15 protein-coding genes and 1 pseudogene are annotated in these 18,198 nt (G+C 74.5%); 8 read left to right on the forward strand and 8 right to left on the reverse strand.

Features of this window, described 5'->3' with window-relative positions; all coding sequences use genetic code 11:
- Window positions 1–77: 77 nt before the first annotated feature.
- Genes FHN55_RS18125 through FHN55_RS18135 form a run of 3 tightly spaced genes read left to right on the forward strand, consistent with a single transcriptional unit; the run spans window position 78 to window position 3,309 of the window.
- Window positions 78–1,457 (forward strand): extracellular solute-binding protein, encoded by a 1,380-nt coding sequence (locus tag FHN55_RS18125; protein ID WP_139713746.1) that lies wholly within the window; start codon window positions 78–80, stop codon window positions 1,455–1,457.
- A gap of 12 nt (window positions 1,458–1,469) precedes the next feature.
- Window positions 1,470–2,405 carry a carbohydrate ABC transporter permease gene (locus FHN55_RS18130; protein WP_139713748.1) on the forward strand — a complete coding sequence of 312 codons (936 nt, stop codon included), beginning with the start codon at window positions 1,470–1,472 and terminating at the stop codon, window positions 2,403–2,405.
- Window position 2,406: 1 nt separating this feature from the next.
- Entirely contained in the window at window positions 2,407–3,309 is a 903-nt protein-coding gene (locus FHN55_RS18135; RefSeq protein ID WP_139713749.1) for a carbohydrate ABC transporter permease, read from the forward strand.
- 44 nt (window positions 3,310–3,353) lie between these two features.
- Here the strand turns inward: FHN55_RS18135 and FHN55_RS24325 are convergent.
- Window positions 3,354–4,366, reverse strand: a pseudogene (locus FHN55_RS24325) (NAD(P)-dependent oxidoreductase); the annotation flags it as partial.
- A gap of 88 nt (window positions 4,367–4,454) precedes the next feature.
- Here FHN55_RS24325 and FHN55_RS18145 point away from each other — a divergent pair.
- Window positions 4,455–4,685 (forward strand): hypothetical protein, encoded by a 231-nt coding sequence (locus FHN55_RS18145; protein WP_139713751.1) that lies wholly within the window; start codon window positions 4,455–4,457, stop codon window positions 4,683–4,685.
- Here FHN55_RS18145 and FHN55_RS18150 read toward each other — a convergent pair.
- Both FHN55_RS18150 and FHN55_RS18155 read right to left on the reverse strand, forming a co-directional pair.
- Entirely contained in the window at window positions 4,674–5,891 is a 1,218-nt protein-coding gene (locus FHN55_RS18150; protein ID WP_139713752.1) for a M20 family metallopeptidase, read from the reverse strand. The two genes, FHN55_RS18145 and FHN55_RS18150, sit on opposite strands and share 12 nt — an antisense overlap.
- Before the next feature lie 20 nt (window positions 5,892–5,911).
- Window positions 5,912–6,748, reverse strand: coding sequence for an undecaprenyl-diphosphate phosphatase (locus FHN55_RS18155; protein ID WP_139713753.1), 837 nt, complete (start codon window positions 6,746–6,748; stop codon window positions 5,912–5,914).
- A gap of 169 nt (window positions 6,749–6,917) precedes the next feature.
- On the opposite strand from FHN55_RS18155, the gene FHN55_RS18160 reads away from it, so the two are divergent.
- Entirely contained in the window at window positions 6,918–10,007 is a 3,090-nt protein-coding gene (locus FHN55_RS18160; protein ID WP_139713755.1) for a DEAD/DEAH box helicase, read from the forward strand.
- Window positions 10,007–10,888: an SWIM zinc finger family protein gene (locus FHN55_RS18165; protein ID WP_139713757.1), complete on the forward strand. Its 882-nt coding sequence runs from the start codon at window positions 10,007–10,009 to the stop codon at window positions 10,886–10,888. Before FHN55_RS18160 ends, FHN55_RS18165 begins: the two co-directional genes overlap by 1 nt.
- Window positions 10,889–10,982: 94 nt before the next feature.
- On the opposite strand, the gene FHN55_RS18170 is transcribed toward FHN55_RS18165, so the two are convergent.
- Complete coding sequence (locus FHN55_RS18170; protein WP_139713759.1) at window positions 10,983–11,993, reverse strand: N-acetylglucosamine kinase; 1,011 nt, start codon at window positions 11,991–11,993, stop codon at window positions 10,983–10,985.
- The gene (locus tag FHN55_RS18175) at window positions 11,990–13,270 is read right to left on the reverse strand and encodes a 6-phospho-beta-glucosidase (RefSeq protein ID WP_139713761.1); all 1,281 of its coding nucleotides are present in this window, start codon (window positions 13,268–13,270) and stop codon (window positions 11,990–11,992) included. Before FHN55_RS18175 ends, FHN55_RS18170 begins: the two co-directional genes overlap by 4 nt.
- A 66-nt stretch (window positions 13,271–13,336) precedes the next feature.
- On the opposite strand from FHN55_RS18175, the gene nrdR reads away from it, so the two are divergent.
- Window positions 13,337–13,864, forward strand: coding sequence for a transcriptional regulator NrdR (gene nrdR / locus FHN55_RS18180; RefSeq protein WP_139713762.1), 528 nt, complete (start codon window positions 13,337–13,339; stop codon window positions 13,862–13,864).
- On the opposite strand, the gene FHN55_RS18185 is transcribed toward nrdR, so the two are convergent.
- Window positions 13,809–15,410: a bifunctional diguanylate cyclase/phosphodiesterase gene (locus tag FHN55_RS18185; RefSeq protein WP_139713764.1), complete on the reverse strand. Its 1,602-nt coding sequence runs from the start codon at window positions 15,408–15,410 to the stop codon at window positions 13,809–13,811. The genes nrdR and FHN55_RS18185 overlap by 56 nt on opposite strands.
- Window positions 15,407–16,267 (reverse strand): HDOD domain-containing protein, encoded by an 861-nt coding sequence (locus FHN55_RS18190; RefSeq protein ID WP_180357936.1) that lies wholly within the window; start codon window positions 16,265–16,267, stop codon window positions 15,407–15,409. Before FHN55_RS18190 ends, FHN55_RS18185 begins: the two co-directional genes overlap by 4 nt.
- Before the next feature lie 153 nt (window positions 16,268–16,420).
- On the opposite strand from FHN55_RS18190, the gene FHN55_RS18195 reads away from it, so the two are divergent.
- Entirely contained in the window at window positions 16,421–16,924 is a 504-nt protein-coding gene (locus FHN55_RS18195) for a DsbA family protein (protein WP_139713767.1), read from the forward strand.
- Between the two features lie 36 nt (window positions 16,925–16,960).
- On the opposite strand, the gene FHN55_RS18200 is transcribed toward FHN55_RS18195, so the two are convergent.
- Window positions 16,961–18,196 carry an epoxide hydrolase family protein gene (locus FHN55_RS18200; RefSeq protein ID WP_139713769.1) on the reverse strand — a complete coding sequence of 412 codons (1,236 nt, stop codon included), beginning with the start codon at window positions 18,194–18,196 and terminating at the stop codon, window positions 16,961–16,963.
- Window positions 18,197–18,198 lie beyond the last annotated feature (2 nt).

An 18,198-nucleotide genomic window follows, 5' to 3' on the forward strand; every position in this document is an offset into this window, starting at 1 on the left:
ACGGTTGCGTTTCCATCGTTGCAAATCACGGGCCGACGATGCAGACTCCGGCTCAGCGGACGACGAGGAGGTCGACGATGACGACGAGGCTGCCTGAGCAGCACCCGAGCCGGCGGAAGGTGCTGGCCGGGGGACTGGCCGGGCTGGGGGCCCTGGGCCTGACCGGCGGGCTGGCCGGTTGCGGCTCACCCCTGGCCGCCGGGGTGGCGGGCACCCCGCTGAACCCCGACTCGGTCACGTTCTGGAACCTGTTCGGCGGCGGAGACGGCGCCCGCCTGCAGACCATGCTCGAGGAGTACCGCAGGCAGCAGGGGTCGCAGGACTCCCTGACCGCGGCCACCTTCGCCTGGGGCAACCCGTACTACACCAAGGTCGTGCTGGCCACGCTCGGCAACAAGCCGCCGGACGTCGCCGTGGCCCACGCCACCCGCGCGACCATCCTCGCGCAGGCCGGGCTGCTCGAGCCGATCACCGAGGACCTGCTCGGCCTGGCCGGGCTGTCCAGCTCCTCCTTCACGACGTCGGTGTGGGAGGCCGGCAAGGTCGGGGACAGCTACTACACGATCCCGCTCGACACCCACCCCTACGTGCTGTTCTTCAACTCCCAGGTCTGCCAGCAGGCCGGGCTCCTCGACGCCGACGGCAAGCTGGCGCCCATCCAGGGCAAGGAGGCCTTCGAGGCGGCGCTGACCGCCATCGCCGGCGTCACGGGCGGAGCGGCGTGGTCGGCGTCCAACGTCGGCGACACCTCGGGCTCCTGGCGCCTGTTCCAGACCCTGTACTGGCAGATGGACGGCGCCACCGACTTCCTGGGCGACGACGGGCAGCAGCTCACCGTCAACGAGGAGCTGGCCCTCGAGACCATGGCCTACATCGGCGACCTCGCCAAGCGGGGCCTGCTGACCCCCACCGTCGACTACGCCGGCGCCGGGACCCAGCTGTTCACCGGCAAGGTCGGCTTCCAGACCCAGGGCGAGTGGGAGATCACCACCGCGCAGTCCGTGGAGGGCTTCGAGTTCGGCATGGTGCCGATCCCGCAGATCTTCGACGTGCCGGCCGCCCAGGGCGACTCCCACACGTTCATCCTCCCGAAGATGGACAGGACGGACGCCCAGAAGGAGCTGGCGATGGGCTTCGTGAAGTCCCTGCTCGACCAGTCCCTCACCTGGGCCGAGGGCGGCCACGTCCCGGCGCTCACGGCGACGCTGGAGTCGGCCGAGTACAAGGCCCTCGAGCCGCAGGCCGACTACGCCGCGGCTGCGGAGATCGCCAAGTACGACCCGCCGGGCTGGTACTCCGGCTCGGGCTCGACCTTCGAGAACACCGTGGGGTCGCAGATCGGTCTGGTGCAGCAGCAGCTGGCCACCCCGCAGCAGGCGCTCGACGCCATCAAGGTGCAGCTGCGCACCTACCTGGAGACCCCCAGCCCGGTCGCGGGCACGTCCTCGAACGCCTGACAGGAGCCGACGATGACCTCGATCACCGCCGCGCCGGCACCCTCGGCGACGCCGCCGCAGGACACCCCGCGCGTCCGCCGCACCGACGCGAAGGCCGGGTGGCTCTTCGTCGCCCCGTTCGCCTTCTTCTACCTGCTGTTCCTCATCGCCCCGACGATCTACATGATCGTCTCCAGCTTCTTCAACACCTCGCTGGTGCAGGGCGGCCTGGGCAGCTTCGCCGGGTTCGCCAACTACGCCGAGATGTTCGGCCGCGAGGACTTCTGGTCCTCGATGTGGCACACGCTGCAGTTCACGATCTACACCACCCCGCCGCTGGTGGTGCTGAGCTTCGTCATCGCGGTGCTGGCCAACCGCGTGCAGCGCGGCCAGTGGTTCTTCCGCCTGGCGTTCTTCCTGCCCTACGTGCTGCCCTCGGCCACGATCTCCCTGATCTGGGTGTACATCTTCACGCCGGACACCGGGCTGTGGCCGTGGCTGGAGCAGCTCGTGGGCCTGTCGCCCACGGCCGTGCTGGCCGACCCGTCGCTGGCCATGGTCGGCATCGCGGTGGCCACCATCTGGTGGACCATCGGCTTCAACTTCGTGCTCTACCTGGCCGGCCTGCAGGACATCCCGCGGGAGCTGTACGAGGCGGCCGCCACCGACGGCGCCACCCCCTGGCAGCAGATCCGGTTCATCACCATCCCGCTGCTGAGCAGGACGACGACGCTCGTGGTGCTCCTGCAGATCATCGCCTCGCTGAAGATCTTCGACCAGGTCTACCTCATGACCCAGGGCGGCCCGGGCATCTCCACCCAGGTGGCGCTGACCCTCATCGCCAACGTCGGCTTCACCGACAACCGCATCGGCGCGGCGTCCGCGGCCTCGGTGCTGCTGTTCATCGTCATCATCGTCATCGCCGTGGCCCGCCAGCTGATGGAGCGCCGCTCGGAGAGGAGCGCCTGAGATGGCCACCAACACCACCACCCGCAACGGCGTCTCCGCCGCCGCCCCGGCCGCCGTGGTGCCCGCGGCGGCCGGCAAGGACTCCACCCGGACGTTCACGATCATCACCACGGTGGTGCTCGTGGTGTTCGCGGTGATCTGGCTCATCCCGAGCCTGTACGCGCTCAAGGCCTCCCTGTCGAGCAACGCCACCGCCGCGCTCGGAGCCGGCGAGGTCATCGCCAGCACCAGCCCGACGCTCGAGAGCTACACCACGCTGCTGGCCAGCGGCGACATCTGGAACTGGTACCTGTCGAGCTTCCTCACGTCAGCCGTCACCACGGTGCTGACGGTGCTGTTCGCCTCGATGGCCGGGTACGCCCTCTCCCGGCTGCGCTTCCGGGGTCGCAACCTCGTCTTCGTGCTCATGCTGCTCGGCATCATGGTGCCGCCGCAGGTCCTCGTGGTGCCGATCTTCCAGATGCTCGACGCCGCGGCCCTGCTCAACACCTACTGGGCCGTGATCTTCCCGCAGGTGCCGGCCGTCATCGCCGTCTTCGTCTTCAAGCAGTTCTTCGACGGGCTGCCCAAGGAGCTCGAGGAGGCCGCCCGCATCGACGGCGCCGGCTACTGGCGCATCTACCGCCAGGTGGTGATGCCCCTGAGCAAGCCGGTCATCGCCGCGATGGCGATCGTCACGTTCGTCGGGGTGTGGAACAACCTCATCCTGCCGCTGTTCGTGGTCTCCAACCCCGAGCTCATGACCATCCCCGTCGGCCTGGCCACGGTGCAGGGCTCCTTCGGCCAGCGCTACGCCGACATCCAGGCCAGCGCCATCCTCGGTGCGCTGCCGCTCGTCGTCCTGTTCCTCATCTTCCAGCGCCGGATCATCGAGGGCGTCGCGGGCACCGGCCTCAAGGGCTGAGCCGCCCCTGCCCGCACCGCCTCGGCTCAGGGCCGGGGGACCNNGGTCCCCCGGCCCTGAGCCGTCGCACGTTCTCCGCGACGTCGGCCACCCGCGCCAGCAGCGTCTGCCGCGTGATGCCGGAGCTGTGCGGTGAGGCGACGACGTTCGGCAGCGACCCCCAGTCGCACCGCCCCGGAGCGCCCGTGACCGGGCCCGCGCCCGCCCCGGTGCCGGACGCACCCGACCCGCCGGCCGCACCGCCGCCGGGGTAGCTCCACCACACGTCCAGCACCGCGCCGCCGAGGCGGCCGGACGCCAGCGCCTCGAAGAGCGCCTCCTCCACCACCAGGGGCCCGCGCCCCACGTTGACCAGCACCGCCCCGGACGGCGCCAGCTCCAGCAGCCGCGCGTCGACCATCCCCCGCGTCCTGTCGGTGAGGGGAGCGGAGAGCACGACGACGTCGGACCCGGCCACCAGCTCATCGAGCCGGTCCGCGCCACCGGCCCACGCCAGCCCGTGCGCGGCGGCGTCGAGCCGGCCGCTGCCCGTGACCGCAGCGCCCACCGCGCCGAGCGCCCGCAGCGGCGCCCAGCACGCCCGGCCGATGGCCCCGAACCCCGCGAAGCCCACCCGCGCGCCGTCCAGCCCCACCGGCAGCGGCAGCGAGGCGTCGAACGTCGAGGACGCCCACTCGCCGCGCTCGCGCAGCGCGACGTCCTGCTCGCGCACCCGCCGCCGCAGGACGACGACGCCCGCCAGCACGTGCTCGGCGATGCTGCGCTCGTGGTGGCCGGTGTTGGCCAGGAGCACCCCGGCGGGCAGCGCGGCGGTGTCGATGGCGTCCAGCCCGGCGGCGGGGCACTGCAGCAGGCGCAGCGAGGAACTCATCGGCACCAGCGACGCGGTGTAGCGGCTGGCCACCAGCACCTCGGCGCCCGGCAGGTCGCGCGCCACCGCCGCCCTGTCGAACCGGGGGTGCCACGCCACCTCCGCCTCCGGTGCGACGGCCCGCACGGCCGCCTCCAGCTCGGCGGCCACCGCGGGGAGGTTCGGGTCGATGACGACGATGCGCACCCGCGCATCCTCCCGGGCCCGCCTCCTCAGGCCGTCCTCAGGTCGGCGGTGTGGAATGTCCGGTACGTCCCGTCAGCAGGAGGTCACCGTGCGCGCCGTCCGATCCCTCACCCACACCGCGTTCACGCTGCTCGTGCTCGCGGCGATCGTCGTCGTCCTGCTGGCCTTCGCCCTGCCGCGGGTGACGGTGCCGGGCGTCGACACCCGCGGCGTGGAGGAGCGCTCCCAGCGCCTGGTCCAGCAGACCGCGGCCGTGGTGACCGGCGCCGTCACCGGCGCCTGGGACGGTGCGGTCGAGGGAGCGCGCTCAGCGGGCTAGGTGGTGCAGGGCCATCGCGGCCAGCGCGGCGGCCTGGTCGCCGAGCACCGCGTCGTCGAAGAGCACCAGCGGGGAGTGGTTCCACGCCGCCGTCGCCGGGTCGACGCCGTCCGGGCTCGCGCCGAGGAAGAGGAACGCGCCGGGCACCCGCTCCAGCACGAAGCTGAAGTCCTCCGAGCCCATGAGCGGGTCGGTCATGACCGTCCCCCGGCCCTCGCCCAGCAGCCCGTTGACGACGTCCAGGGCGGTGGCCGCCGCGCCGGCGTCGTTGACGGTGACCGGGTACTGGACGTCGAAGGAGACCTCGGCGGTGCAGCCGTGGGCCGAGGCGATGCCCTGGGCGACCCGCGCGGTCTCCACGCGCAGCCTCTCCACCGAGGCGGCCGACAGGGTGCGCACCGTCGCCCCCAGCGTCGCGGAGGGCGGGATGACGTTGAGCGCCTCGCCGGCCGACAGCTGCGTCACGGAGAGCACGACGGGGTCGTGGACGTCGAACCGGCGGGTGACCATCGTGTGCAGCGCCGTGACCACCTCGGCCAGCGCGGGCACCGGGTCGAGCGCCACGTAGGGCCGCGAGCCGTGCCCGCCGGCGCCGTGAACGGTGATGTGCAGCTGGTTGGAGCCCGCCATGAGCGGGCCGGGGCGGGTGCTGAACACCCCGCGCGGGCCGGGGGCCACGTGCACGCCGTACGCGGCGACGGGGTGCGCGCCGGAGGCGCCGAGCACCCCCTCGTCGACCATGATCTTCGCTCCGCCGAAGCCCTCCTCGCCCGGCTGGAACATGAGGACGACGTCCCCGGCGAGCTCCTCGCGGTGCTCGGCGAGCAGGCGGGCGGCACCCACGAGCCCGGCCACGTGCAGGTCGTGGCCGCAGGCGTGCATGGCGCCGTTGGTGGAGGCGTAGGGCAGGTCGTTGGCCTCGACCACGGGCAGCGCGTCCATGTCGCCGCGCAGCAGCACCGCGGGCCGCTCGCCTCCCGGCGGCACGGCGCCCCCGCGCAGGACGGCCACCACGCCCGTGGTCGCGCTGTCCGCGGGGCCGGTGCTGACCTCCAGGCCCAGGCCGGCCAGCGCCTCCAGCACGGTGGCCTGGGTGCGCGGCAGCTGCAGGCCCACCTCGGGGGCGGCGTGCAGGGTGCGGCGCAGGGAGACCAGGTCCGGCTGGAGCCGGGCGGCGTCGGCGAGGAGGGTGGTCGGCGTGGTCACCCGCCCCACGGTGCCACCCCTCAGGTGGCGGAGACGACCCCGGTGCCCACCAGCGCCAGCACGACGGCTCCCGCGACGACGCGGTAGGCGATGAAGACCGAGTAGCTGTGGCGGGCGATGAACTTCAGCAGCCAGTCGACGGTGAGGTAGGCGACCACGAAGCTCACCGCGGTGGCCAGCAGCGTGGGCCCCCAGCCGATGCCGGAGGAGATCTGCGGGAAGGCGCTGTACCCCTGGTAGAAGCTCGCGGCGGTCAGCGCGGGGATGGACAGCATGAAGGACAGGCGCGTCACCGTGACCCGGTCCAGGCGCAGCGCCAGGCCGATGGACATGGTGGCGCCCGAGCGCGAGATGCCGGGGATGAGCGCCAGGCACTGGACGGTGCCGATGAGCAGCGTGTCCTTCCAGGTCACGCTCGACTCGGGGCGGTCCTGCTTGGCGGTGCGGTCGGCGAGCAGCATGACGAAGCTCCAGCCGATGAGCGCGATCCCCACCACCCACAGGCTGCGCAGCGTGGTCTCGATGACGTCGGAGAAGAGCAGGCCCACCACACCGATGGGGATCGACCCCACGATGACGCCGATCGCCAGCCGCCAGTCGGCGTTGTGCCGCGCCTCGCGGTAGCGCAGCCCGTCGAGGAACGCGGCGACGAGCCGCAGGATGTCGCGGCGCAGGTAGAGGATGGTCGCGAACACCGCCCCGAACTGGATGATCACCGTGAAGGCCGTGATGTCGGGGTCGTCGATGGTGTAGCCGAGGAGCTTCTCGAGGATCGTCAGGTGGCCGGTCGAGGACACCGGCAGGAACTCCGTGACCCCCTCGACGGCCCCCAGCAGGACGGCGTGCCACCACTCCACGTCAGACGATCCCTCTCACACGGTGACGCCGGCGGCCCGGCGACTCCGTCGACGCCTGCCGGCACGGGCACCCACGGTAGGGGAGGCGACCTGACGCGGACCTGACGACGGGCCGACAGTCCCGCATCCCCGGACCGGGCTGTCACCGCCGCCGCCTAGAGTCCGTCGGGTGCTCGCGGTCCACGGCGTCTGGGCGCGGCGCGGTGCCCTGTGCCTGTGGGCCGAGGCACCCGCGCGCCTGCCGCTCACCGGCTCGGACGCCGAGGCCGTCCGGGAGGCGCTCGCGGGGCCGCTGCCGCGGCTGGCGCACGCCCTCGTGGCCCGCGCCCGCGGCACGGTGGAGCTGCAGCTGCCCTCAGAGCGCGGCCTGGCGCTGCAGCGCCTGCCCGCCGTCGTCCTCGGACCGGACCGCGCCCTGCCCGTGCTGCTGGAGCTCCACCGCCAGGCGGGGGAGGGGACCGCGCTGCCGTGGCCGCTGGAGGTCGGCGAGGACCTGCGCTGGCTCGCGGGGCTCGCCGCGGCCGCCGACGCGCGGGCGCGGGCCGGTCTGCTCGTGCCCGGCCTGGAGCAGGCCGACGGGGAGTGGTGGGGCCGCTGGCACCCCCTGGTCGACAGGGCGTGGCGGCGCTGGTGCAGCGCCGCTGCCGCCGCCGCGCCCCCCGCGGCCCGCGCCGAGGACGACGGGCGCATCGGCCGGCCCGCCGAGGAGCTGGTGACCGCCGTCGTCGCCGACCTCACCGCCGCGGTCGGCGCGCAGCTCGCGGCGGCGCTGCCGGAGCCCCTGGCGTCGTCCGGGCAGTCCGCGCCCGGTGGGGTGGCGGACGCAGGCTCGGCGTGGCTGGCCTCGCTGCGCACCGGTGAGCCGGTCGGGCCGGACGCGCCGGCGCGGGCCCTGGTGGAGCTCGCGGCGCGGGCCGAGCGCTGGCGGGCCAGCGCCACCACGCAGCCCGCGGAGCTGCTGCTGCGCGTCGCCGAGCCCGCCGACGAGGACGAGCCGTGGACGCTGCAGGTGCGGCTGCGCTCGCTGGACGACCCCAGCGCCGTCGCCACGCCCGGGGAGGTGCGCCGCGGGGTCAGCGGTGAGTGGGGCCAGGACTGGGACGGCGACCTCGACCCGTGGGCGTTCGCCGTCGCCGAGCTGGGCCGGGCCGCCGCGGTGCACCCGGCGCTGCTGGAGCTGGGGGCTTCGCCCGACGCCGACGCCGAGCTCGACGCCCAGCAGGTGGTCGACCTCGTCACCGACGGGGTGCCCGCGCTGGTGGGGGCGGGCTTCGCCGTCGCCCTCCCGGGTCGCTGGCTGCGCCCCCAGGTGGGTCTGTCGGTGCGGGCCCGCCGCCCCGGCGAGGGGCCGGCACCGCAGGGCACCTCCGACGTGCCCGCCGCGGTGGGTGCGCCGGGGTCGCTGGCCAGGACCGACCTCGTCGAGGTCGACTGGAAGGTGGTCCTCGGCGACGTCGAGCTGGACGAGGCCGAGCTGGCGGTGCTCGCCGCCCAGCGAGCGCCGCTGGTGCAGCTGCGCGGTCAGTGGGTGCAGGTCGACGCCGACGCCATCGAGAGGTCGCTGCGCTTCCTGCGGCGCTCGGTGCACCAGGAGTCCTCCCTCACCTCGCTGACCGGGGTGCTGGGGCAGCTGGCCTCGGGGAGCCTGCCGGCGCCGCTGGTGTCCCTGGACGGGGACGGGCCGCTCGGGGCGCTGCTGTCCGGGGAGCAGCGCACCTTCGCGCCGGTGCCCGCGCCCGCCGGGCTGCAGGCGCAGCTGCGGCCCTACCAGGAGCGGGGGCTGGCGTGGATGGCCTTCCTCGACGCCCACGGCCTGGGCGGGGTGCTCGCCGACGACATGGGGCTGGGCAAGACGGTGCAGCTGCTCGCGCTGCTCCTGTCGGAGCGCGAGCGGGCGGCTCCCGGCGTCGCGCCGGGCCCGACCCTGCTCGTCTGCCCGATGTCCGTGGTCGGCAACTGGGAGCGCGAGGCCGCCAGGTTCGCGCCTGACCTGCGGGTGCACACCCACCACGGCCCGGACCGGCTGCGCGGCGAGGAGCTGCTGGCGGCAGCGGGGAGGAGCGACCTCGTGCTCTCCACCTACCCGCTGGTCGCGCGCGACGCCGACGACCTCGCCGCCGTCGCGTGGCGCCGGGTGGCCCTCGACGAGGCGCAGCACGTGAAGAACCTCGGCACCCGCGCCGCCCGCGCCGTGCGCCAGGTGGCGGGGGCGCCGCACCCGCCGCAGGGCACGCAGCGGATCGCTCTGACCGGCACGCCGGTGGAGAACCGGCTGGCCGAGCTGCACGCCGTCGTCGACTTCACCAACCCCGGTGTCCTCGGCAGCGCCACGCGGTTCCGGGAGCGGTTCAGCGTGCCCGTGGAGCGGCACGGCGACGAGAGGGCGACCCAGCTGCTCACCACGCTCACCCGGCCGTTCGTGCTCCGGCGCACCAAGACCGATCCCGGCGTGGCGCCCGACCTGCCCGCCAAGCTCGAGCTGGTGGTCCGCGCCAACCTCACCACCGAGCAGGCGGCCCTCTACAAGGCCGTGGTCGACGAGATGCTCGCCAGGATCAAGGAGGCCGAGGAGCACCGCGACAAGCAGCAGCGGCGCGGTCTGGTGCTCGCCACGCTCACCCGCCTCAAGCAGGTGTGCAACCACCCGGCGCAGCTGCTCGCCGACGGCTCGCCGTTCCTGCGCCGCGGGCAGCACCGCTCCGGCAAGCTCGCCCTGGTCGACGACGTGCTCGACACCGTCGTCGCCGACGGTGAGAAGGCCCTGCTCTTCACGCAGTACCGCGAGCTGGGAGCGCTGCTGGTCCCGCACCTGCAGCAGCGGTACGGGGTGGAGGTGCCCTACCTGCACGGCGGGGTGTCCAAGAAGGCCCGTGACGCCATGGTCGTGGGGTTCTCCGAGGGGAGCGCGAGCCCGCTCATGCTGCTCTCGCTGCGCGCCGGGGGCACCGGTCTGAACCTCGTCGCGGCCAACCACGTCGTGCACGTCGACAGGTGGTGGAACCCCGCCGTGGAGGCCCAGGCCACCGACCGGGCGTTCCGGATCGGGCAGACGCGTCAGGTGCAGGTGCGCAAGCTCGTGTGCGTGGGGACGGTGGAGGAGCGCGTGGACGAGCTCATGACCCGCAAGGCCGACCTCGCCTCCTCGGTGGTGCGCTCCACCGACGCCGACGGGGGGTCCGGTGAGAGCTGGCTGACGGAGCTGAGCACGGACGAGCTGCACGACCTCGTCCGGCTGGGCGCCGAGGCGGTGGGCGACTGATGGCCGGGCCCCCCGGGCGCTCGGGGACCACCGCGTGGGACTCCTCCTGGCCGCCGGGCACGAGGATCAAGGCCGACGGCATCAGGCCCCGCTCCAAGCGCGGCGCGTTCGCCACCACCTGGTGGGGGCGCCGCTTCACCGACGCCGTCGAGGAGGCCGCCGGTCCCGGTCGGCTGTCGCGGGGGCGCACCTACGCGCGCGCCGGGCAGGTGGTGCACCTCGACGTCGGCACGCCGGGCACGCGCACCGCGGGCCGGGTGGACGCCACCGTGCAGGGCAGCCGCACCAAGCCCTACGACGTGGTGCTCACCCTCGGCACGTGGGACGCCGAGACCCGCGCCGAGCTGGCCGACGCGCTCGCTGCCGACCCCTCCGTGCTCACCGCCGTGCTCGGGGGGACGCTGCCCGAGGGGTTCGAGCAGCTCTGCCTCGACGCCGGGCTGGTGCTCCTGCCGCGCTCGCTGTCGGACCTGCGCACCAGCTGCACCTGCCCGGACCTCGTCGAGCCCTGCAAGCACGCCGCCGCGGTCGTCTACCTGCTGGCCGAGCGCCTCGACGACGACCCCTTCACCGTCCTGCGCCTGCGCGGCGTCGACAGGGACGGCCTGCTGTCGCTGGTCGCCGAGCGCCGAGCGGCGCTGGACGGGGCCGAGGACGGCAGCGCGCCGACGCGCAGGGCGGCGATCGGCGGGCCCCTGCCGGCGGACGCGTCGTTCTGGCGCGGCCGCCCGCTGCCGCCTCCGCCGGACCCGGCGCTGCCCACCGGCGCCAGCGCCCTCGATGCGCTGGACGCCTCCCTGCTCGGGCCGACCGGTGACTCGGTGGTCGCCCGCCTGCGCCCCCTGCTGGCGGCGATGGCGCAGGAGGGCCAGCGGCGCTGAGCGTCCCGACCAGCATGCAGAAGTCGGCCGGGAGCTCCCTGAGCGCCGTGGTGGGGGACATCTGCATGCCCGACGGGACGCCTCCGGCGGCGACCTAGAGCTGGTCCGCCAGCGCGGCGGGGGTGGGGCGGGCGCTCGCGGGCAGCGACCCGGCGGCCACCAGCGCGTCGAACGCCAGCAGCAGGGAGCCGACCACCGGTGCCACCTCGGTGTAGCGGATCCGGTCGTCGGTGACGGCGGGGTCGCGCGCCAGCAGCGCCGCCCGCACCTCGGCGGTCAGCCGCGGCGCGCGGGCGTGCAGCAGCCCGCCGCCCAGCACCACCGGCAGCTCGTGCAGCGGGTGGCCCAGCCGGGACGCGGAGGCGGCGGCGAAGTCGGCCACCTCCTCGGCGAGCCGCCGCACGAGGCCCACGGCCACGGCGTCCCCGGCGTCCGCCGCGGCCAGCACCGCACGGGCCAGGTGCCGCTCCGACCCGGCCGGCGCCTGACCGCGGTGCAGCGCCAGCACCGCCTCGTGCGCGCTCGCCGTGCCGTACTGCTCCCGCACGGCGGCGGTCAGGGCCGTGGCGGGACCGCGCCCGTCCTCCTCGCGGCACGCCGCGCCCAGCGCCGCCACGCCCAGGTCGGTGCCACCGCCCCAGTCGCCCGAGACCGGCCCCAGCGAGAGGAAGCGCACCGTCCGCTCGCCGTCCAGCCCCACCGCGTTGGTGCCCGTGCCCGCGATGACGGCGACGCCCCGCGGCTCTCCCGCGGCGGAGCGCAGGACCGCGAACAGGTCGTTCACCACCGACAGCACCCCGCCCTCGCCCGGCCCCGCGACGAGCTCGCGCTCGCGCGCCACCTCGGCGAGCGCCACCTCCTCGTCGGGCTGGTCGACGCCGGCCACGGCGAGCGCGGCCACCGCGTACCCGCTCCTCGGGGCGCCGGCAGCCGCCAGCGCCTCCTGGACGACGTCGAGGCAGCCCTCCTCCCCGAGCTCGTCGGGCGAGCCGCCCGGCCCGCGCCCGGAGAAGAGCACCCGCCCGCCGGTGTCCGCGACGGCGACGGCGGTCTTCGAGCCGCCGACGTCCACGCCCAGCAGCAGCCCGGACGCCAGGTCCGTCATCGGGACGCGTCTCGCGTGACGCCCGGCAGCAGCTGCTCGACGAGGTCCCACTGGCCCACGAGCGGGTGCGCCAGCAGGGCGCGGCGCACGTCGTCGTCGTCCCTCGTGACGGCGGCGCGGGCGATGAGCGTCTCGTAGGCGGTGACCGCCTGCACCAGCCCGCGGGCCTCGGGGGCCAGCGGCGGCTGCGGCAGCGGCCGCACCGTCCCGCCGCCGGAGGAGCTGACCTCGCAGGGCACCTCGACGACGTCGTCCACCGACAGGCCCGCGACCACCGGCTCGCCGTCGAGCGAGTTGCGCACGTCCACCACGTGCACCGCGGGACGGTCCCCGAGGAGGGAGGCGAGCAGGTCGACAGCGGCCTCGGAGTAGAACGCACCGCCGCGCCCCTCCAGCGCCGCCGGCTTGGTGACGAGGGCGGGGTCGGCGTAGGCGCGCAGCAGCTCGGCCTCGAGGTCGGCGACCACGGCGGCGCGCGGCCGCTCGCTGCGCTGCTCGGCCACCACGCGGTCGTGCTCGTAGAAGTAGTGCAGGTAGTAGGACGGGATCACCCCGGCCAGCCGCACCAGCTCCGGCGGGAACGGGTACTGGGCGACCACGTCGTCGAGGTGCTCGGCGAGGATGCGCGGCAGCACGTCCTCGCCGTCCAGCAGCACCCGGCGGGTCCAGGACAGGTGGTTCAGGCCGGCGGGGTCCACGGCCACCCGGCGCAGCTGCTCGCGGTCGGTGACGTCCACGCCGAGCAGCTTCGCGGCCCACCGCTGCACGCCGATGGCGTAGTTGCACAGCCCGACGGCGCGGTGGCCGTGGTCCAGCAGGGCGCGCGTGACGATGCCGACGGGGTTGGTGAAGTCGACGACCCACGCGCCGGGCGCGCTGCGGCGGCGCACCTCCTCGGCGATCTCCAGGACGACGGGCACCGTGCGCATCGCCTTGGCCGCGCCGCCGGCGCCGGTGGTCTCCTGCCCCACGCAGCCGCAGGCGCCGGGGAAGGTCTCGTCGCCCAGGCGCGCGGCCTGCCCGCCGACGCGCAGCTGCAGCAGCACGGCGTCGGCGCCGTCGAGGGCGCGGTCGCGCTCGGTGGTGAGCGAGGTGGTGACGGACAGGCCCTGCGCGGCGAGCATCCGCTGCGCCAGGCCCCCCACCACCTCCAGGCGGGCGCCGTCGACGTCGAAGAGCACCAGCTCGTCGACCTGCAGGTGCTCGCGCTGCGCGGCCAGCCCGGAGACGAGCTCGGGGGTGTACGTGGAGCCGGCGCCGACGACGGTCACCTTCAACCCAGTCATCCTCCCAGCGAACCACCAGCCTTGCACGCAGCGTGACGGCCCCCCTAGCCTGGAGCGGTGCACTGCCCGTTCTGCCAGTTCGCGGACTCGCGCGTGGTCGACTCGCGGACCTCGGACGACGGCCAGTCGATCCGCCGGCGCCGCCAGTGCCCGCGCTGCGGGCGGCGCTTCTCGACGTCGGAGACCGCCAGCCTCACCGTGCTGAAGCGCTCCGGGGTGGCCGAGCCGTTCAGCCGCGACAAGGTGATCGCGGGTGTGCGCAAGGCCTGCCAGGGCCGCCCGGTCACCGCCGACCAGCTGGCCCGACTCGCCCAGCAGGTCGAGGAGTCGGTGCGCACCGCGGGGCGCGCCGAGGTGGACGCGCACGACGTGGGCGTGGCCGTGCTGGCGCCCCTGCGCGAGCTGGACGAGGTCGCCTACCTGCGATACGCCTCGGTCTACCAGGCGTTCGACTCCCTGGAGGACTTCGAGGCGGCCATCGCGCTGCTGCGCGCCGAGCACCAGGTCAGCGGCACGGTCAGCGGCACGGTCAGCGAGGCACCTGCTCCTGCTGCTGAGCGGGAGCAGCCGGCGGCGCGGGGCTGATGCCCAGCCGGCGCGCCACCTCGGCGGCCGGCTCGGCGCGGCCGTGCAGGTACCCCTGCGTCTCGTCGCACCCCGCCTCGACGACCGCGGCCAGGACGGCCTCGTCCTCGACGCCCTCCACCACCAGGCGCAGCCCGAGGCGGTGCGCGAGGTCGACGGTGGAGGCGACGATCGCCGCGATGCCCGGGTCGGTCAGGACGCGCATGGTGAACGCCCGGTCCAGCTTGAGCTCGGTGGCCGGCAGGTCCGCCAGGTAGCTCAGCGAGGAGTAGCCGGTGCCGTAGTCGTCGATGGACAGCTGCGCCCCGAGCGCCCGGAGCCGCCGGGCCGTGGCCAGCGCCTGCTGCGGCTCCGACATGAGCACCGTCTCGGTCACCTCGACCACCAGCAGGTCCGCCTCGACCCCGCTCTCGCGCAGCGCGGCGTCCACCATCGGCACGAACGAGGCGTCGGTGAGGCACGTGGGGGAGACGTTGACGGCGATCCGCAGCCGGTGACCGGCGGTGTGCCAGTCGCGGGCGTCCAGCAGCGCCGTGCGCAGCACGTGCTCGGTCAGCCGCCGCACCAGGCCCTGCTCCTCGACGATGCCGAGGAAGGTCTCCGGCCCCACCAGGCCGTGGCGGGGGTGGCGCCAGCGCACGAGCGCCTCCAGACCGCCGATGCGGCCCGTGGCGGTGCTCACCTGCTGCTGGTAGTGCACCACCAGCTGGGCCGTCGCACCGCGGTCGGGCTGGCCGCTCTCGGACAGCGCCGCGCGCAGCTCGTCGGCCAGCAGCGCCCGCTCGCGCACCGCGAGGTCGTGGCCGGGGTCGAACAGACCCACACCGCCCCCCGCGGCCTTGGCCGTGTAGAGCGCCACCTCGGCGCGCCGCAGCACCTCGTGGGCCGGGTCGAGGAGGGCGCCGTCGGTGCCGTCGACGTCGGGGACCTCCTCCCACGGGTCCGCCCAGGCCAGGCCCACGCTGACGGGGGCCTGCGGCGTGACGGCCGCGGCGATGCCGTCGGCCACCAGGCGGGCCCGGGCGGCGTCCTCGCCGGTGAGGAGGACGGCGAACTCGTCGCCGCCGGTCCTCGCCACGAGGGCGCCCCCCGGGGCGTTGGCCCGCACGATCTCCGCGGTGCGGCGCAGCAGCGCGTCACCGGCCACCGGCCCGTACCGGCCGTTCACCTCGTGGAAGCCGTCCAGGTCCGCGAGCAGCAGGGCGACCAGCGAGCCGCCCTCGTCCTCTTCGTCCTCCGGGGTGGTCTCCGCGCGCGCCAGGGCGGTCTCGAGGGCGGCCTGCAGGACGGTGCGGTCCGGCAGGCCGGTGAGCGGGTCGAGGGCGGCGGCGGTGGTGAGGTCCTGGGCGAGGCGCTGGGACCGGCGCAGCTGGTCGCCGGTGCGCAGCACCCCCACCACGGTGGCGGTGAACAGGACCACGGCGGCCGTGACCGCCATGGGTGCCGGCACAGGGCGGAAGGCGTGCAGCAGCAGCGCGGCGGCAGCGCACGCCGCAGCGACGACGCCGGTGACGAGGTCGGCGGCGCCTGCTGCGCGGCGGCTCACCAGTCGGAGGCCGTGACGGCCTCGTGGAGCTTCGGCATCATGGCGGCGAGCCGGTCCTCGGTGACCGAGCCCTCGGACAGCCCCAGCACGTCGACGGTCGGGGCGTCGGGGCAGACCAGGCGGCCGGCCGCTTCGATGGACGTGGCCAGGCACCGCGACCACGGCGTGGTGGAGCTGCGCCCCGAGGGGTCGTCGACGAGGTCGAGGGCGTCGGTGAACTCGCGCGGGAAGCGCCACGCGGACAGGGCGGCGGCCGAGACCTGCGTGTGCCGGAAGCCGTGCACCTCCTGCTCGGCCAGCAGCAGCGCCCGGCGCCCGCCCGCCGCGACGTCCTCGCGCTCGAGCAGCACCTGGTAGCCGTCGCGGTCGTGCTGGATGAGGATCGCCTGGCCCAGCCCGGAGAGCAGGCCCAGGCAGAACGCGTCAGGGGCGGGGACCCCGAACAGGGGGGCCAGCGAGCTGCAGGCCACCGCGGTGGCCTTGGAGCGGGGCCAGAAGTCGGCGGGCAGCACGTCGTCGGTGTCCAGGCCGGCGGCTGCGGTGGCCGCCATGGCGCGGATGGTGGAGAAGCCGACCACCGTGACCGCGAAGGTCACGGTGCGCACGCGCCCGCCCAGGCCGAAGTAGGCGCTGTTGGCCAGCTTCATGACGCGGGTGGTCAGCGCGACGTCGGCGGTGAGGGTGCCGGCCAGCTCCTTGGAGCCGACGGAGTCGTCGTCGGTCATGGCCACCACGCGGGCGGCGACCGGACGGCGAGCAGCCAGCTGGTCGACCAGCTCGAGCAGGTCGCCGATGCTGGGGCCGGCCTCCTCCTCGGGGGCGGCGGCCTCGTCCGTCGTCTGGACTCCGGTGGTCATGGGTGGCACTCCGAGCTGTCGCGGGTCTGGTGGACCTCGCCCGCAGGAGGTCCTCGCCCCGCACATCGGCCGTGCGCCCCGACCCGTTGAGCGCTGACCGGTGAGGGCACCCGCTCGGCCCACCGGCACCGGCCGCGGGGGTAGCGTGCGCCGGTGAGCTGGGACCGGCACGTGTACGGCGAGCGCGACGCACCGCTGGCCGTGGTGGAGCACGGGGACTTCGAGTGCCCGTACTGCGCCGCCGCCGCTCCGGTGCTCAGGGCGCTGGTCGACGGCTCCGACGGCCGGGTGCGGCTGGTGTTCCGTCACTTCCCGCTGTTCACCAAGCACCCGTTCGCGCTCACCGCGGCGCTGGCCTCCGAGGAGGCGGCCGCGCAGGGGCGGTTCTGGGAGCTGCACGACCTGCTCTTCCGCCACCAGGCGGACCTGTCCGACCCGGCACTGGTGGCCCTCGCCGAGCGCGCCGGGCTGGCCGACCCGGCGGCGGTGGTGGGCCAGGGCGCCCAGCGGCACCGCGAGGCGGTCGAGACCGACTACGCCGACGGCGGCGCGGCCGGTGTCAGGGGCACGCCGACGCTGTTCGTCGACGGCCGCCTGTACACCGGCCGCGTGGAGGAGGCCGCCCTGCGGCGCGAGCTGGGGCTGCCCCGCCGCTGACTGCCGCTGACTGCCGCTGACTGCCGCTGACCTCGGCTACCCGACGAGCGAGCCGAAGAAGTCGCGCACGTCCGCCACGTACGTGTCCGGGACCTCCAGCGGGGCGAAGTGCCCGCCGTCGTCGTGGACGCGGTACTGCTTCAGGTTGAAGTAGGCGTTGGTGAAGGTGCGCGGCGGCTTGTAGATCTCGCCCGGGTAGATGCTCACCGCGGTCGGTGCGCCGACCACGGGGAACCTGTCGTGGGAGGGCTTCCACGGGTTGCCGCGGCACTCCCAGTAGTACCGGGACGACGTGCCGCCGGTGTTGGTGAGGAAGTACACCGCCGCGGTGGTGACGAGGTCCTCCTTGGGCCAGACCGCCTCGAACCTCTCGGTGCCCTCGCCGCGCTCGGCCAGGCCCCAGAAGTAGCGCTTCTCGGTGATCCAGGCGAGCTGCCCGGCGGGGGAGTCGGCGAACAGCGCGGCCAGGGTCTGCGGCTTGGTGAGCTGGATCTCGCCGTAGCCGGACTCGTGCTGCACGAAGAGCTTGCCGCGCTCGAACCAGCCCTCCTCGCCCTCGCCGTACTCGCTGGCGGCGGGCAGGCCGAGCAGCGGGTCGTACTGCACCGACGCGGGGGCGTCGGGGTGCTCGGGCAGGTAGTGGCTCATCTGGGCGGGGAAGTGCGTGTAGACGCCGATCAGGTCGTCCTCGTACTTGTGCCCGTGCTGCTGGGCCACCAGCGCGCCCCAGTCACCACCGGCCGTGGCGTACCTCTCGTACCCCAGCACGTCCTTCATGAGGGCGTTCTCGAGGTCCGCGGTGCGCCACCAGTTCCAGCCGGTGTCGGTCAGCGGCGAGGAGAAGCCGTACCCGGGCAGGGAGATGAGCACGACGTCGAAGGACAGGGAGTCGTCGAGCCCGTGCGCCGCGGGGTCGGTCAGCGGGCCGATCACCTTGCGCACGTCCCAGAAGGTCCAGGGCCAGCCGTGGTGCAGCAGCAGCGGCACCGACGGGTTCTTCCCCGTGCCCCTGACGTGCACGAAGTGCAGCGGCACGCCCATCAGGTCGACCTTGTACTGCGGCAGCTCGTTCATGCGCCGCTCGACGTCGCGCCAGTCGTACTCCTCCAGCCAGTACCGCACCAGCTCGCGGTGGTAGGAGGTGTTGTAGCCGTAGCGCCAGTCGTCGTTGCCGAAGTCCTGCGGGAAGCGCGTGCGCTCGAGGCGCTCGCGCAGGTCCGCCAGGTCGGCGTCCGGGACGTGGATCTGGAAGGGCTGGACGTCGTACCCCACGG

The organism is Streptomyces sp. NP160, from assembly GCF_006335115.1.
Classification (GTDB): domain Bacteria; phylum Actinomycetota; class Actinomycetes; order Actinomycetales; family Quadrisphaeraceae; genus Quadrisphaera.